Annotated in this window: 9 protein-coding genes and 3 pseudogenes; 7 read left to right on the top strand and 5 right to left on the bottom strand. The window is 43.6% G+C overall.

The annotated features are described in order from the left end of the window. Positions 1 to 166: 166 nt before the first annotated feature. Entirely contained in the window at positions 167 to 1,930 is a 1,764-nt protein-coding gene (locus N4T56_RS17085) for an alkaline phosphatase D family protein (protein ID WP_261734066.1), read from the top strand. 76 nt (positions 1,931 to 2,006) lie between these two features. Here N4T56_RS17085 and N4T56_RS17080 read toward each other — a convergent pair. The 4 genes and pseudogenes from N4T56_RS17080 to arfB form a co-directional block, all read right to left on the bottom strand. Then, positions 2,007 to 3,013 (bottom strand): annotated as a pseudogene (locus N4T56_RS17080) (class I SAM-dependent rRNA methyltransferase). Positions 3,014 to 3,102: 89 nt separating this feature from the next. Beyond that, on the bottom strand, positions 3,103 to 3,495 hold the full coding sequence (locus N4T56_RS17075; RefSeq protein ID WP_261734065.1) for a DUF3859 domain-containing protein: 393 nt from the start codon (positions 3,493 to 3,495) through the stop codon (positions 3,103 to 3,105). Between the two features lie 3 nt (positions 3,496 to 3,498). After that, positions 3,499 to 3,950 (bottom strand): annotated as a pseudogene (aroQ, locus tag N4T56_RS17070) (type II 3-dehydroquinate dehydratase). A 101-nt stretch (positions 3,951 to 4,051) separates the two neighbouring features. Then, positions 4,052 to 4,469, bottom strand: a pseudogene (arfB, locus tag N4T56_RS17065) (alternative ribosome rescue aminoacyl-tRNA hydrolase ArfB). Between the two features lie 263 nt (positions 4,470 to 4,732). Between arfB and N4T56_RS17060 the strand changes: the two are divergent. Then, positions 4,733 to 5,098, top strand: coding sequence for a SpoIIAA family protein (locus N4T56_RS17060; protein WP_261734064.1), 366 nt, complete (start codon positions 4,733 to 4,735; stop codon positions 5,096 to 5,098). Positions 5,099 to 5,166: 68 nt separating this feature from the next. Beyond that, positions 5,167 to 5,343, top strand: a complete 177-nt coding sequence (locus N4T56_RS17055; RefSeq protein ID WP_160056019.1) for a DUF3012 domain-containing protein — start codon at positions 5,167 to 5,169, stop codon at positions 5,341 to 5,343. A gap of 86 nt (positions 5,344 to 5,429) precedes the next feature. On the opposite strand, the gene N4T56_RS17050 is transcribed toward N4T56_RS17055, so the two are convergent. Then, positions 5,430 to 6,638, bottom strand: a complete 1,209-nt coding sequence (locus tag N4T56_RS17050; protein WP_261734063.1) for a potassium/proton antiporter — start codon at positions 6,636 to 6,638, stop codon at positions 5,430 to 5,432. 294 nt (positions 6,639 to 6,932) lie between these two features. Here N4T56_RS17050 and N4T56_RS17045 point away from each other — a divergent pair, with 294 nt between their 5' ends. The 4 genes from N4T56_RS17045 (at position 6,933) to N4T56_RS17030 (ending at position 13,170) form a co-directional block, all read left to right on the top strand. Continuing rightward, positions 6,933 to 7,307 carry a hypothetical protein gene (locus N4T56_RS17045; RefSeq protein ID WP_261734062.1) on the top strand — a complete coding sequence of 125 codons (375 nt, stop codon included), beginning with the start codon at positions 6,933 to 6,935 and terminating at the stop codon, positions 7,305 to 7,307. 276 nt (positions 7,308 to 7,583) lie between these two features. Next, positions 7,584 to 9,383, top strand: coding sequence for a hypothetical protein (locus N4T56_RS17040; protein WP_261734061.1), 1,800 nt, complete (start codon positions 7,584 to 7,586; stop codon positions 9,381 to 9,383). Continuing rightward, positions 9,349 to 10,401 carry a hypothetical protein gene (locus N4T56_RS17035; RefSeq protein ID WP_261734060.1) on the top strand — a complete coding sequence of 351 codons (1,053 nt, stop codon included), beginning with the start codon at positions 9,349 to 9,351 and terminating at the stop codon, positions 10,399 to 10,401. Before N4T56_RS17040 ends, N4T56_RS17035 begins: the two co-directional genes overlap by 35 nt. Positions 10,402 to 10,485: 84 nt before the next feature. Continuing rightward, positions 10,486 to 13,170, top strand: a complete 2,685-nt coding sequence (locus N4T56_RS17030) for a TonB-dependent receptor domain-containing protein (protein WP_261734059.1) — start codon at positions 10,486 to 10,488, stop codon at positions 13,168 to 13,170. Positions 13,171 to 13,682 lie beyond the last annotated feature (512 nt).

Raw genomic sequence — 13,682 nt, 5'->3', positions numbered from 1 at the left:
TGCACCAGCAGGCTCGGTTTGAAAATTATTAAGGTTGCAGGTAAGTCGGGGTTGTCATGCTTTTGTCACTGTAATGTCATTCAACACTCTCACAATAACCGCTCATTAGAGCTCTTAGGCCGTGCGAATCATGGCCACGCGTTAACGATAAAAATAAGGATATGATATGAAACGGTTTGTCACTCGTCGTGATTTTTTGGCTATGTCAGCTAAAGGTGTTGGTGCTGTTGTGGTGTCTTACGGACTAATGGGCTGCAATAGTGATGACGATGAGGTTATTTCTGGTCAGTTTTTACAAGGTATTGCCAGTGGCGACCCTGCAGCTGATGCCGTGATTTTATGGACGCGGGTTACGCCTGATACGCAAGGAGATATAACGGTGTCATGGGAAGTCGCCACCGACAGTAACTTTACTGATTTGGTGACTAATGGGCAAACTGTCACCAATGATAGTCGTGACTATACCGTTAAAGTTGATGCGGTGGGATTAGTCGCAGGCCAGCAATATTTTTATCGTTTTAAAGCAGGTGAAAACGTATCTGAGATTGGTCAAACCCGCACGTTACCAGAGGGCAGTGTCGATTCAGTTAAGCTTGCGGTGATGTCGTGCGCTAATTTCCCAGCGGGTTATTTTAATGTGTACGAAATGGCTGCTCAGCGAGATGATTTAGATGCTGTGGTGCATTTAGGGGATTATCTTTATGAGTATGCTCGTGGTGAATACGCCAGCGAAAATGCCGCAGCATTAGGCCGTGAAGTCTTGCCTGAAGGTGAGCTGTTTCTATTAGCCGATTATCGTACACGTTACAGCCAGTACCGCAGTGACAGCAGTTTACAAAAGCTGCATGGCAAAGTGCCGTTTATTACCGTGTGGGACGACCATGAAGTGGCTAACGACACCTGGAAAGACGGCGCTGAAAATCATAACGACGATGAAGGTGATTTTGATCAACGTAAAGCTGCTGCACTGCAAGCCTACTTTGAGTGGCTACCCATTAGGCCTTGGAGCGAAGATAATAATGAAGAAATCTACAGAAGTTTTAATTACGGTAACTTGGTTGATTTGCACATGCTCGATACTCGTGTGCTGGGTCGCGACAAACAATTAGAGTACAGCGACTACATTGACGCAACAACGGGCAGCTTTGATAGTGATAATTTTTTAGCCGCAGTCACTGACACCAATCGTACTTTATTGGGGCAAACCCAATTGTTATGGCTACAGCAAACCTTGTTGCAGTCTACTGCTAAGTGGCAGGTACTGGGGCAGCAAGTGTTAATGGGTAAAATGTTATTACCTGCTGCTATTGCGACTCAGCAAATGAGTATTCCTCAATTTGCTGAGCTCGCGGGTATTGCGGTGTTAGCTGCTCGTGCACAAGCAGGCGATACCACGTTAACCGCTGAACAATTGGCTTACCTGCAAGCTAACCAAGACAAGTTGACCCCAGAGGTGATGGCGTTACTACAATTGCCATCGATTCCATACAATCTTGATGCTTGGGATGGTTACGCCTACGAGCGCGAAGTCATATTCGCTACAGCGAAATCGTTAAATCACAATTTAGTGGTTATTGCTGGAGACACTCATAATGCGTGGGCTAATGAGCTAACAGACACCAATGGCGATAACGTAGGCGTTGAATTTGCTACTAGCTCCGTGTCATCACCAGGGCTTGAATATTACTTAGGTTTGTCTGATGCTGAGATGCCAGCAACCGAAGCGGCAATTGTGGACTTAGTGAGCGATCTTAAATATGCCAACTTAAAAGACCGTGGTTATTTACTCCTGACCTTTACGGCCGATGAAGTACGCGGCGATTGGCAATACGTCGATACCATTTTAGACACAACCTTTGCCAGTTTAGATGCGCGTAATTACAGCGCGACGAGCGCTGCGGGTAACCCACAAATCGTGGCAATGTCGTAAGCACTTTTGATTAACCAAAACTATTCAGCCACCTTTTGGGTGGCTGAATGATTATAAATGATCGATGAAGTGTCGATTAATCTATAGTAAGCACGACAATTTTTAGTGGATGATTATCATCAAATGCAGGGAAGTCTTGATGGCATTCTAACCACTGTGTTGCCGTGACTTTACGGCCTTGTTTTTCAACGCAGCGTACTAGGCTGTCATACCATGCCTGGCGATCCACTTTAGCGACATTGTTACAACACACAATTTTACCGCCTGCTTTAGTGGTTAACACTGCAGGTTTAAATAAACCTTGGTAATCATTGACTAAATCGACAATACCAAAAGCACTTTTGGCAAAACGTGGTGGGTCTAAAAACACTAAATCAAATTGCATGACCGCAGTTTTGGGTATTTAGGCAGTTTTTGATTACGACGTCCGCCAACCGGTAAACCCGCTAATTGACGCAGCGCCGGAAACGCATCGCTTTGCACAAACTCACATACATCGGTAACCTTATTTAACTCGGCATTTTTTTGCCCGGCGGCTAATGCAAATGATGAAAAGTCGACATTCATTACTTTACGCGCGCCGCCCATAGCTGCGGCAATACCAATACCGCAAGTGTACGAAAACAGGTTGAGTACCGTTTTATCTTTGCTGTTATCGCACACATATTCACGACCAATGCGCATATCTAAAAACAACAGCGGATCCTGGCCTTCGTGGCGTAGCTTAGAGGTAAAGTTTATGCCGTTTTCGCGGATAACTTGTTCTGTTTGGGCGTAATCTTGAGCTTCATTCACACTAACATTTGCTACTCGTGAGTGACTGCCTGAGCGATCATTGTAAACAATATGAAAGTCCGCATGAGCGGTCAGCACGCTTGATATAGTTTCAAGTTGTTGTTCTGTTAAAGTTTGATGAAAGGTTTGGATTAACCAAGCATCGCCGTAACGGTCAATATTAAGGCCATTTTCACCTTCTACAGTGCCATGAAATACCCGATAACAATCGGTGTTATGTTGCTTAGCGTGCTCAAAAAAAGCAGCGCGTTTCGCTAACGCATCAGTTAAAACAGCTTGAATAGACATGGACACTCGATAATGGCGGGGCAATTTGCGCGGAGTATAGCAAACAATCACCTTGAATGTGGCAGCGTGATTATCGATAAGGCTTCACTTTATTCGGGGAGATATACCTTAAAGGTTTTATCGGCAACAATTTTGCCATTGAGCTCAAGTGTCATTCGCCAGTTACCAAGCTTATTACTCACAGGTGCCCAAATGCAATCGCCTAAGTAAAAGCGCCAATCGTTTTCTTTAATGAAAACCTCTCCATCAAACGGTGGGCGAATATCGCCATTGTCGTCTGGAATACCTGGATGATATATGCAGTAGGTTAATACTTGGTTTTTGGCTTTTTTGATTCGAACAATAAAACCAAACTCAGTATCAATAACGGCGGGGACGTGAACAGTCGCCTCTAAAAAACGTGGCAAATCATCACTCTGGCTGTCCCACTGGCTGAATATGCCGCTATAAATAATGCTGACATCGGCCTTTAGCTTACTCAAACCTTATCCTTTGTTGTGCTCTTTTAGGTATTTTATCGCCGCTTGCAGGGCAAAATCGTAGCCTTGTGCGCCTAGGCCGCAAATAACCCCTTGGGCTTTATCAGAAAAATACGAATGATGTCTAAACGGCTCGCGCGCATGCACATTTGATAAATGCACTTCAATAAACGGAATGGCAACGCCGAGTATCGCGTCACGCAGAGCAACACTGGTATGGGTAAAAGCTGCTGGATTGATAATAATAAACTGGGCATCAGTTGCATGAATGGCATCAATAAGTTGGTATTCAGCGTTTGATTGGATGTGCGCTAACTCAACGCCAAGCTGATTAGCACTTTCGGTTAAATCGCTCACAATGGTGGCTAAGGTTTGGTGGCCATAGTGCCCCGGCTCGCGACGGCCAAGCAAATTTAGATTTGGCCATTAATCACTAAAACTTTGGCTGTGCTGCTCATGTTACTTCCTGTGGTGTGGGCAATAAAACGTGTGAGTCCATTCTTACTGAAGATGCGCGCGTGGTAAACCTAAAAATGTTCATCTAAAGGTTAAAAATGCATTAATAGCCGGTTTTATTTTGGCGCATGGCTTTAGTGGCACCGCGTTGTTTTTTCGCTTCAATTCGGCGGGTTTGGCTGCCTTTGGTGGCTTTGGTCGGTATCCGTTTCTTTTGTACAATGCCGACACTTTTTACCAATTCAATAAATTGCTCTAACGCGGTTTGGCGATTAAAATCTTGGCTTCTTGATTGCTGACACTTAATGATGATTTTTCCGCTTTTGGTAATGCGGTGATCTGCTTTGGCTAATAGCTTTTGTTGATAAAATTCAGGCAAAGACGATGTAGCAATATCAAAGCTAAGCTGTAGCCGCTGTTGATACTTTATTAACGTTTTGACCGCCAGCGCCGCTTGAGCGAACAAACTGCCATTCAATTTCGTTATCTTGCAATATGACTCGTTGAGTTATTTGTATCATTCTGTTGAGGAAGTCCCCTTAAATTTATTCAATATCAGGTTATTATACCGTAATTGGACACGTATTTCAGCGCTGGGTATTTATGAGCTTGAGTGTTAACTCGGCGCGACACCAGTAAAAATCTGACTGTGCTCTGAGTTATTACATATTTAATGAAATCAATTGCAGAGTTTTGCTATTATGAGCGCCATTATTGCTTTACACGATAGCATCACCGTATAAAGCCTGTTCTATCGCCTGATAATAAGGCTGGAGTTAGCATTATGTTGTGTCAAATCCCCGATATTTCCAAGGGTGTCATTAGTTTATTTGTCAGTGGCCGTTTATCTGCGCCAGATTACCGTACCCGTTTGCAGCCAGCTATTCGTGCCTATCGTAAAGATTGGGACCAAGTATGTTTGTATATCGAAGCCGACGTATTGCTCGAAGGGTGGGACTTTGGTTCATTAACGGGCAGTGGTGAAGTACAGTTACCAGAATTTGATGCGCTAGTGTTTGTTGGCGGCTCTGATTGGGTGGGTAATGCTGTACGTTTAATGGGACCATTTATGCAAGGTGAGGTAGCATGGTTTCCGTTATCGCAAAAACAAGATGCTATTGCGTGGATTGCTAAACGTTCAAAGTGTTAGTTTATGGTTTGCTGATACCGAAAAGGGTCAACAAACTCCGAAATTTAATAGAAAAGGATAGCTTATTTATGTCTTTATCAAAATTAGTTGCTGCTTCAAGCGCATTGTTATTAACCCTTAGCTTAACGGCTTGTGCACCTGAAGTAGGCAGCGATGCTTGGTGTAAGCAAATGAAAGAAAAAGAAAGCGGCGATTGGACTGCAAATGAAGCCGCTGATTACGCGAAGCACTGCGTATTTAAATAAGCGTTAGTGAGTCTAACCTTAAAATAGATAAACGATTTTTATTAAGCCAATGGGTACTCCCTATTGGCTTTTTTTGTCGTCAATGATTATTGAGGAGGCTTTTTAGGTTTTACATTTAACTTTAGTTTATTGGCTAATGGTTCAATTGCTGCACCTTGAATAATGACCGAAATCAGCACAATAAAAAACACCATGTGGATCATTTCTCGTGAGCCTTCAACCCCGGCCGCGGCGGGTATGAGCGCAAATACAATTGGGGTAGCGCCTTTGAGGCCTATTGCAGACACAAATAGGCGTTTACGCCAATTAGCTTGCCTAAAGGGGAGGTAGCACAATTGCACCGCAAGCGGTCTAGCGACCACAATCAGTAAAATGGCGGGCAAGAGAGATGCAAAAAATACTGGCGCAAGTTGTTGCGGGAAGATCTGTAGCCCTAAAATAATAAACATTAGCGACTGCGCCAACCACGATATACCATTAAAAAAGTGCTTACTGACCTCTGCACCTTTCTTTAAATAATTACCAATGATGACACCTGCGATGTACACCGCAATTAACTCGTTACCGCCTAAAATTTCAGTGCTAGAAACCGTAATGGCAAATGCAGCCAGAATAAACACTGGGATAAGTCCAAATTCAGGCAGTTTGATATTGTTTAGTGCCCAAACCGACAATTTACCCATAATGAGGCCAATAACCGCACCGACACCAATTTGCTGACCTAAGCTAGTGGCGATAGACATTGCGGTTGGTGTGCCGCTTGCGCTGTTAATAATAAAGTCGGTTAACATGATAACCATAAGCAAGGCGATGGGGTCGTTGGTGGCTGATTCGAATTCTAAAATAGTGCCAGTACCGTGTTTTAATTTAAGCTTTTTAGATTCTAGAATTGAAAACACCGCTGCCGCGTCTGTAGATGAGACTACTGCTGCAAACAGCATACACGTAATGAGATTGAAATCGAGTAACGCATTCAATATAAAGCCAAAAATAATCGTGGTAAAGATAACGCCTGCGCTAGACAGCATGCCACCTTCTTTCCAAGCAAAGCGAATGTGTTTTAGCGGGGTATTGAGGCCGCCCACAAAGACGATGGTGTTTAGCGCGACAGTACCAATGGTCGATGTGAGCTGAAGGTTGTCGTAAACAAAGCCAAATTCACCATTACCAAAAGCTAAGCCTACACCCATAAAGATCAATAATGACGGTAAGCCCAATGTTTTTGATGGGTGGTGGAGTAAAATGCCGATAGCAATAAGGATCGATATTCCTAAAATAATAATATCTGCTGGCATATTGACGCTCCCTTGCTACTTAAATTGTACTTTCTGACTACTTTAACACTAAATAAGCCTAAAACTGGTTTTATGAGCGTTTATTAATATTTTTTATACTGATGTAGTGGGTTGGCATTCAGTTTTTACTCAATTTAATATTATCTTGTGACAATACATTACTGCCTATTAAAGCGATTGTTTACCCCTTCACTTACATTGTACCTGAAGCGCCGTTATTTATTGTTTTCTAACATTTTTATTACATTACTTCAGTGGTAAAATAGTTCAACTGTTGCATTTTGTGAAATCAATATGGCCATATTAATCAGTCTTTGGGGTGTGAGTATCTGTTGTTTCGGGCTGTTTATGTTGTTTAAGCCTGAGGCGTTTTCAAGTGCAATTGTCACTTTTAGCCACCAACGCTACTTTCATTATTTTGAAATCATTTCTCGACTCGCCATTGGCGCAGTGTTGTTATTGGGCGCGGATCAAACTCGCTACCCATTAGTGTTTGAGTTTATAGGCAATCTGTTGTTTATGGTGGCTATTTTATTAGTTTTTATGACAGAAAAACACCACAAAATATTTGCCGTAAAGGCCGCTAAACAAGGCCTTGCTTGGTTTAGGCCTGCAGGCCTTGCGGCATTATTATTTGGTATATGGACAATTTACGTAACTCTTAATTAACCTTCACCGATATAGTGATTAATGCACACCAGAGAAGCGATTTAATGAAGTGTGTTGTTATTAAATTTGGCTTTTGGTTACTTTTTTATCTCTACTGTTAAAATTTTATGTTGCTTTAAGTTGCCCTCTAACCCGCAGTAACATCAGGTTTACATCTTATTGTCATGTTGATGACATGTTACTGTCATTTTGTCGCAGTCTTTTTGTCATTTTTACTCGCTACCTTGTCATCCAGCCGATTTACTCACACGCTTACATCCGTCTTCGGAGATGACAATGGAACTGAAAAACATTTTTAAACTGACAGCACTTTCTACAGCCCTTGCTGCTACTTTAGGTCTCGCTGGTTGTGGTGGTGATATCAATATCAGCACTGGCACTGAAACCACAACACCAACAACGCCAACCACACCTACAACGCCAACCGAGAGCGATCAAGAATTATCATACAGTGGCTTTGCGACAAAAAGCACGACCACAGTTGATGGTAAAGAGGTTTGGGTATTAAAGGGGACATTAGCTCCTTCTACAGCGGCTTCAACAATCAGCACCGGTGGCCAAGATGGCGACTTAATCGTATTAGGTGATGATGTTGTATGGCAATTAGATGGCGCAGTGGTTGCTGGTGGCGACAATGAAAATTCTGTTGAGTTATCTATTTTACCTGGCACTAAAATTTTAGGTGGTAGCGATTCTTACCTAGTGATTAGCCGCGGTTCAAAAATCATGGCTGAAGGTACTGCCGCTGAACCAATTGTATTCACTTCAGTTGAAGCTGGTTTAGGTGAAGAAGGTGAGGCAGGCCAATGGGGCGGTTTAGTGTTACTGGGTAACGCGCCTGTAAATACCTGTCCTGATTTAACAAACTGTGACGCATCATTTGAAGTAGGCAGCTACAGCTACGGCGGTGATGACACAGAAGATAACTCTGGTTCAATCAAATATGTTCGTGTTGAGTTTGGTGGTTTTAAAATCAACGACACCCAAGAAATGAACGGTATTAGTTTTGCCGGTGTCGGTGCGGGCACTGAAGTGGATCATGTACAAGTACATTTAAATAACGATGACGGCCTAGAGTTCTGGGGCGGTAACGTTTCTGTTTCAAACATCGTACTGACTGAAAACTTTGATGACTCGTTAGATTGGACTAACGGTTGGCAAGGTAGTGCGCAGCACGTTTATATTCGTTTAGCTGACAACGGTTCAAACCGTGGTATCGAAGCCGACAGCAATAGCGATGCCAATGCAACACCCATGTCACAGCCTGCATTAGCTAACATCACCATTGAGGTGGCTAACGGCACAAATAGTGGCGGTGACGATGCTGAAGGTATTTTGTTCCGTAAAGGTACCGGTGCTTATGCTTATAACATGCTAGTTAAGGGTGATGTTGACTCTGGCGAATGTTTAGAAGTGAACGACGATGCAACGGTTAATAACGCCAATACTGCAGCGTTAACTATGCAAAACAGCTTAGTGGATTGTGTTGAGCCATTTAAAGATGCCAAAGTTGATGCCGAAGCAGGTACAACCTTAGCACTAGATGTTGAAGCTTGGTACACAGGTCAAGATGGCAACCTCGTTGGCGCATCTGACCTAGACGGTTACATGCCTAACTCATCATCTGTTGCGTTAACTGGCGGTAAAGCTGACTTAAGCAACCTTGATGCACGTTTAGATGATGCTGAATATATTGGCGCATTTGATGGCACCAATGACTGGACTACAGGTTGGACTACAGCCATTCATGATGATGTCGATACCACGCCAGCAGAACTACCTGTCATGACATCTTGTCCTGTAGGTACTACCGCATCTGACGCGGTTGCGGGTTTATATAAAGATTCATCTGTCACCCTAATCTGTACGCTTGAAGGCAACGTGTTAAGCAACACCACACTGCTTGCCGGTCAAAACGTGATGTACAAGTTAGATGGCGGTGCGGTACTTGTCGGTGAAGATAAAGGCACATCAGCAACCTTAGCGATTCAAGCTGGTGTAAAAATGTTTGCAACCTCAAACAGCTATTTAGCCGTAAGCCGTGGTTCTAAAATTATGGCTACAAGGCAGTGCTGACTACCCAATTGAAATGACGTCTGAAGAAGATGTGATTGATGGTGCTGAAGGTGAGCGCGGTCAATGGGGCGGATTAGTTATCCTAGGTAATGGTTTAGTTAACACCTGTTCTGATGCAAATGCGTGTGACGCATCGTTCGAAGTAGGCGACTTCCCATACGGTGGTAACGACAATGCAGATAACAGCGGTCAAATCAGCTATGTAGTGGTTAAGTATGCTGGCTTTAAAGTTAATGACACACAAGAAATGAACGGTATCTCGTTTGCCGCAGTGGGTAGTGGTACGCAAGTTGACCATATTCAAGTGCATGCTAACGGCGACGATGGCGTAGAGTTTTGGGGTGGCGCAGTCAACCTGAAATACGTTTACTTAACTGAAAACTTTGATGACTCATTAGACTGGACTAACGGTTGGACAGGTAAAGCACAGTTTGTGTACATCACCCATGAAGATGGCAATGCAAACCGTGGTATCGAAGCCGACAGCAATAGCTCTGGCGCAGCGGTAACTCCGGTGTCAGCACCAAAGTTGGCTAACTTCACGATTTTACCGGGTGTTGATTCGCCAAATGCGAGTGGCGACAACGGCGAAGGTATCTTGTTACGTGTTGGTACTGCCGGTGAGCTTTATAACGTGCTGGTACAAGGCCGTAAAGGTAGCACTGCAGAAACGGAATCTGGCGAATGTTTAGAGCTTGACGGTTCGGTGTCGAGCCTAGTGGATAACGTCAATGACGGTTCGCTAGTGATGACTCACTCAATCATTGATTGTAACGAGCCATTTAAGACATCTGGTACTACCGACATTGATACAGAGACCTGGTTTATGGGTCAAGAAGGTAACTCAACCTCAGTAGTGAGTATTACCGACGGCATGCCAGCAGCAACGGATACAACGCTACTTGGTACAGGTAAAGACTTAAGCACTGATGACAGCTTCTTCGAATCAACCGATTACATTGGTGCATTCGATGGCCAGACTGACTGGCGTCAAGGTTGGGCTTTTGACCCACAGTAATCCCCTTGATTAAGTAATCAGTGACCTATTAATAGCCGCTCGCAAGGGCGGCTATCTCTGAACCGCATACAGGATAGTATAAGTATGAAAACCAAGCCGAGTTTTACCGTTAATAAATTAAGTCTTGCCATTATCTCTGTGATTTCTGCGGCGACCTTATTAACTGCTACCCCAGTATACTCGCAAGAACCAGAGCCTGCTCGTGACCCAGGCGAAGTGATTCCGATTGAGCCAATTGAAGTGATTTCAGTCACAGGACGTTTACGTAGCTCAGCGTCAGAAGCCACAGAAGAACGTCGCGAACAAATTGCTGTAGCCGATATTATGGGCTCAGAACAAATTTCAAGAACCGGTGACGGTGACGCTGCCGCAGCGCTTCGTCGTGTGACAGGTTTAACTTTAAAAGATGGTAAATTCATTTACGTGCGTGGCCTAGGAGAGCGATATTCAAGCACCTCGCTTAACGGCTCGACAGTACCATCGCCCGATCCAACGCGTAATGTTGTACCGCTCGATATGTTCCCTGCCTCGATCATTGAATCGCTATCGGTGCAAAAGTCTGCGTCTGCTAACTCTCCTGCTGCATTTGGTGGCGGACACGTTGATATTCGTACTAAATCAATTCCGTCTGATTTCTTTTTTAAAGCCTCAGTAGGTGGTCGCTACAATACTAACGACTCAGACAACAGCTACACCTATAACGGTGGTGGTAATGATTGGATCGGTCAAGATGACGGTACCCGCAGCATGCCGAGCAATATAAATGACACGATTAATCAATATGGTGGTATTAGCCCAATTGATATTTTTAGTGGCTCAAATGGTGCAGTAGATTTTGCCGGTGCGCAAAAAATTAACCGCGAATTATCGTTAGACATGTACCGTGACATGACAGTGTTTACTCAAAGCACAGAGCCTGCGGTTCGTGGTGATGTGGCCATTGGTGACCGTTGGGACATTAGCGACGATATCGTATTTGGTGCCTTGTCTGCAGTTTCGTACAAAAAACAAGCTGAAAACTACACTAAGCGCGAAGTTGAGTTAGACGGCGACAGCAGCCAAATTCAGATTGAAAACCAAAAAGATGTTGTGGGTACAGATTCAATCGTGCAAGTGTCGGGCATGCTTAACCTCGGGCTAGAAATTGGCTACAACCATAAAATTGAGACCTTCACCACCTATTTGCAAGACACCTCAGACGATGTCTCTGTGGGCATTGAAGAAACCATCGATACCTTAGCCGAACCAAACGCGCTGCAAGTGTATAATATTGATTATGAAGAACGTACTTTAATCAGTAATCAAATCAAAGGGCATCACTTTATTGAAGACCTTAATGATGCTGAATTTAGCTGGAAGTTCTCTGATGCACGTTCTGAGCGTTATGCACCTAATGAAGTCTCATACACATACAACGTAGTATTAGATGACAATCAAGACTTGTTGTCACGTAACCTCAATACTCAAGATGCGCCAAAATACGTTTATAGCCGTTTAAATGATGATACTCAAAACTACGGTTGGGATTTTACTTACCCTATTAATTTAGACGGTGCGGTGGTCAAGATCACCACAGGTTATGAATACTTTGAGCGCACCCGCGAAAGCTTTGCCACGCGTTTAGGCTTAGATGTTGATTTAAGCCCTACCGATGTTAACGGTGACATTTTAGCCGGTGACTTTGATGAGATTTTCTCAGACAGTAACATCAGCAACGACGTGTTAGATCTTGAGCTAAAAGATGCATCTACCGACACTGAAGATTACATCGCCGCCGAAAAAAATGATGCAGCGTTTGTTAGTATGGACATCGACTTTGACGACGTTTGGCGTGTGTATGCCGGTTTGCGTTACGAAGACTTTCGCCGCGTAACATTGCCAATTGACCCTGATGGTGAGATTTCAGACGAAGGTGGCCGTTATGATCTTGAAGATTATGCTATAGCTGAAGACGGCTGGTTCCCTTCATTATCAATTACCTGGAAACAAACCTACACCACGCAATGGCGATTTGGTGCAAGTAAAACCATCGTGCGCCCAGACTTGCGCGAAGTGTCACCAGTGCGTTTCCAAGACCCAGCAACAGGCTTTGACTTTTTTGGTAATCCAGAGTTAAAAAGCTCAGACATTCTTAACCTTGATTTACGTTGGGAATACTACTCAGACTCTGGCAATAACTTCAGTGTAGGTGCATTCTACAAAGATGTGGACGCGCCGATTGAGCCCATTCAACGTATTTCAGAAGCGAGCCGTCAGCTTAAGTTTTATAACGCTCAGTCAGGTCATATTTACGGTGTTGAAACTGAGTTTTTACAAGAGCTTGAGTTTTTAGGCAGTGATGGCAGCATTTGGGAAGACTTCTTTATTGCGGGTAACTTAACCCTAGGTGATTCAGAAATTGACATCGAAGCCAATGGCGAAATCGACCCAACTAACCAATCGCGCCGTATGACAGGGCACTCGCAATGGGTGGCTAACTTGCAACTCAGTTACGATTCATCAGACAGTTATCACAGCGCAACATTGGTGTATAACGTGTTTGGCGAACGTATTGCTTATGGTGGGCGTGGCGGTTTAGATGATGTATATGAAAAGCCATTCCATAGCCTTGACTTTACCTATACTTTCTTCCCAACAACCAGCACCACGGTGAAGTTAAAAGCGAAGAATATTTTAGGTGAAACCACCGAGTACGAGCAGCAAGACTATCAAGTGTATGCCAAAGACCCTGGCACAGAATACACGTTACAGTTTAGCTATGAGTATTAATGTGTTAGTAAGCTAAGGTTAAAATAAGTACTGGTTTTTAGTGGTTTTTACTCATCATTTCAATCACTAAAAACGTGCATGGCCACTTTCTTCGGAACAAAGAAAGTGGCCTTTTTTGTTTATTTTAATGCCATTCAATTAACGATTGATCGATACGTTTAATACCAATTCCACTAATTATCTGGTCATTCAGCGGTAATTCTGTACCTTCTAGGCAAGTAATAGGATTGTAGGCATAGTTGCTCTCGGCAACTGCTCCTGCGTTGCTCTACCTCCTGCATCCATGCAGTCGTACGTCAAAATACGATTAAGCAGCATAGAAGGCACAGAAACCCGCCTTGCAGGAGAGGCTCAGACAGTCCATTTCTTTGTTGCATTGCCTTAGAAGGGAATAACCATTATTTCAACAATGCGCCTCAAACTGAACAGTCTGAGCGACTCTGATTGGTCACATAATTAATGGAAATGGTATAAGCAATCTTTTGCAATACATATTTGTTAGAATACCGTTA

Source organism: Shewanella phaeophyticola (assembly GCF_025398315.1).
Lineage (GTDB): Bacteria > Pseudomonadota > Gammaproteobacteria > Enterobacterales > Shewanellaceae > Shewanella > Shewanella phaeophyticola.
The sequence above is the reverse complement of the archived record's forward strand: the minus strand, read 5'-3'. Positions and strand labels throughout refer to the sequence as shown.

Excerpts from the sequence above, each read along its gene's own strand:
- N4T56_RS17055 (WP_160056019.1), top strand. The coding sequence starts at position 5,167 with ATGTCTTTATCAAAATTAGTTGCTGCTTCAAGCGCATTGTTATTAACC.
- N4T56_RS17045 (WP_261734062.1), top strand. The coding sequence starts at position 6,933 with ATGGCCATATTAATCAGTCTTTGGGGTGTGAGTATCTGTTGTTTCGGG.
- N4T56_RS17030 (WP_261734059.1), top strand. The coding sequence starts at position 10,486 with ATGAAAACCAAGCCGAGTTTTACCGTTAATAAATTAAGTCTTGCCATT.
- N4T56_RS17050 (WP_261734063.1), bottom strand. The coding sequence starts at position 6,638 with ATGCCAGCAGATATTATTATTTTAGGAATATCGATCCTTATTGCTATC.
- N4T56_RS17040 (WP_261734061.1), top strand. The coding sequence starts at position 7,584 with ATGGAACTGAAAAACATTTTTAAACTGACAGCACTTTCTACAGCCCTT.
- N4T56_RS17060 (WP_261734064.1), top strand. The coding sequence starts at position 4,733 with ATGTTGTGTCAAATCCCCGATATTTCCAAGGGTGTCATTAGTTTATTT.
- N4T56_RS17085 (WP_261734066.1), top strand. The coding sequence starts at position 167 with ATGAAACGGTTTGTCACTCGTCGTGATTTTTTGGCTATGTCAGCTAAA.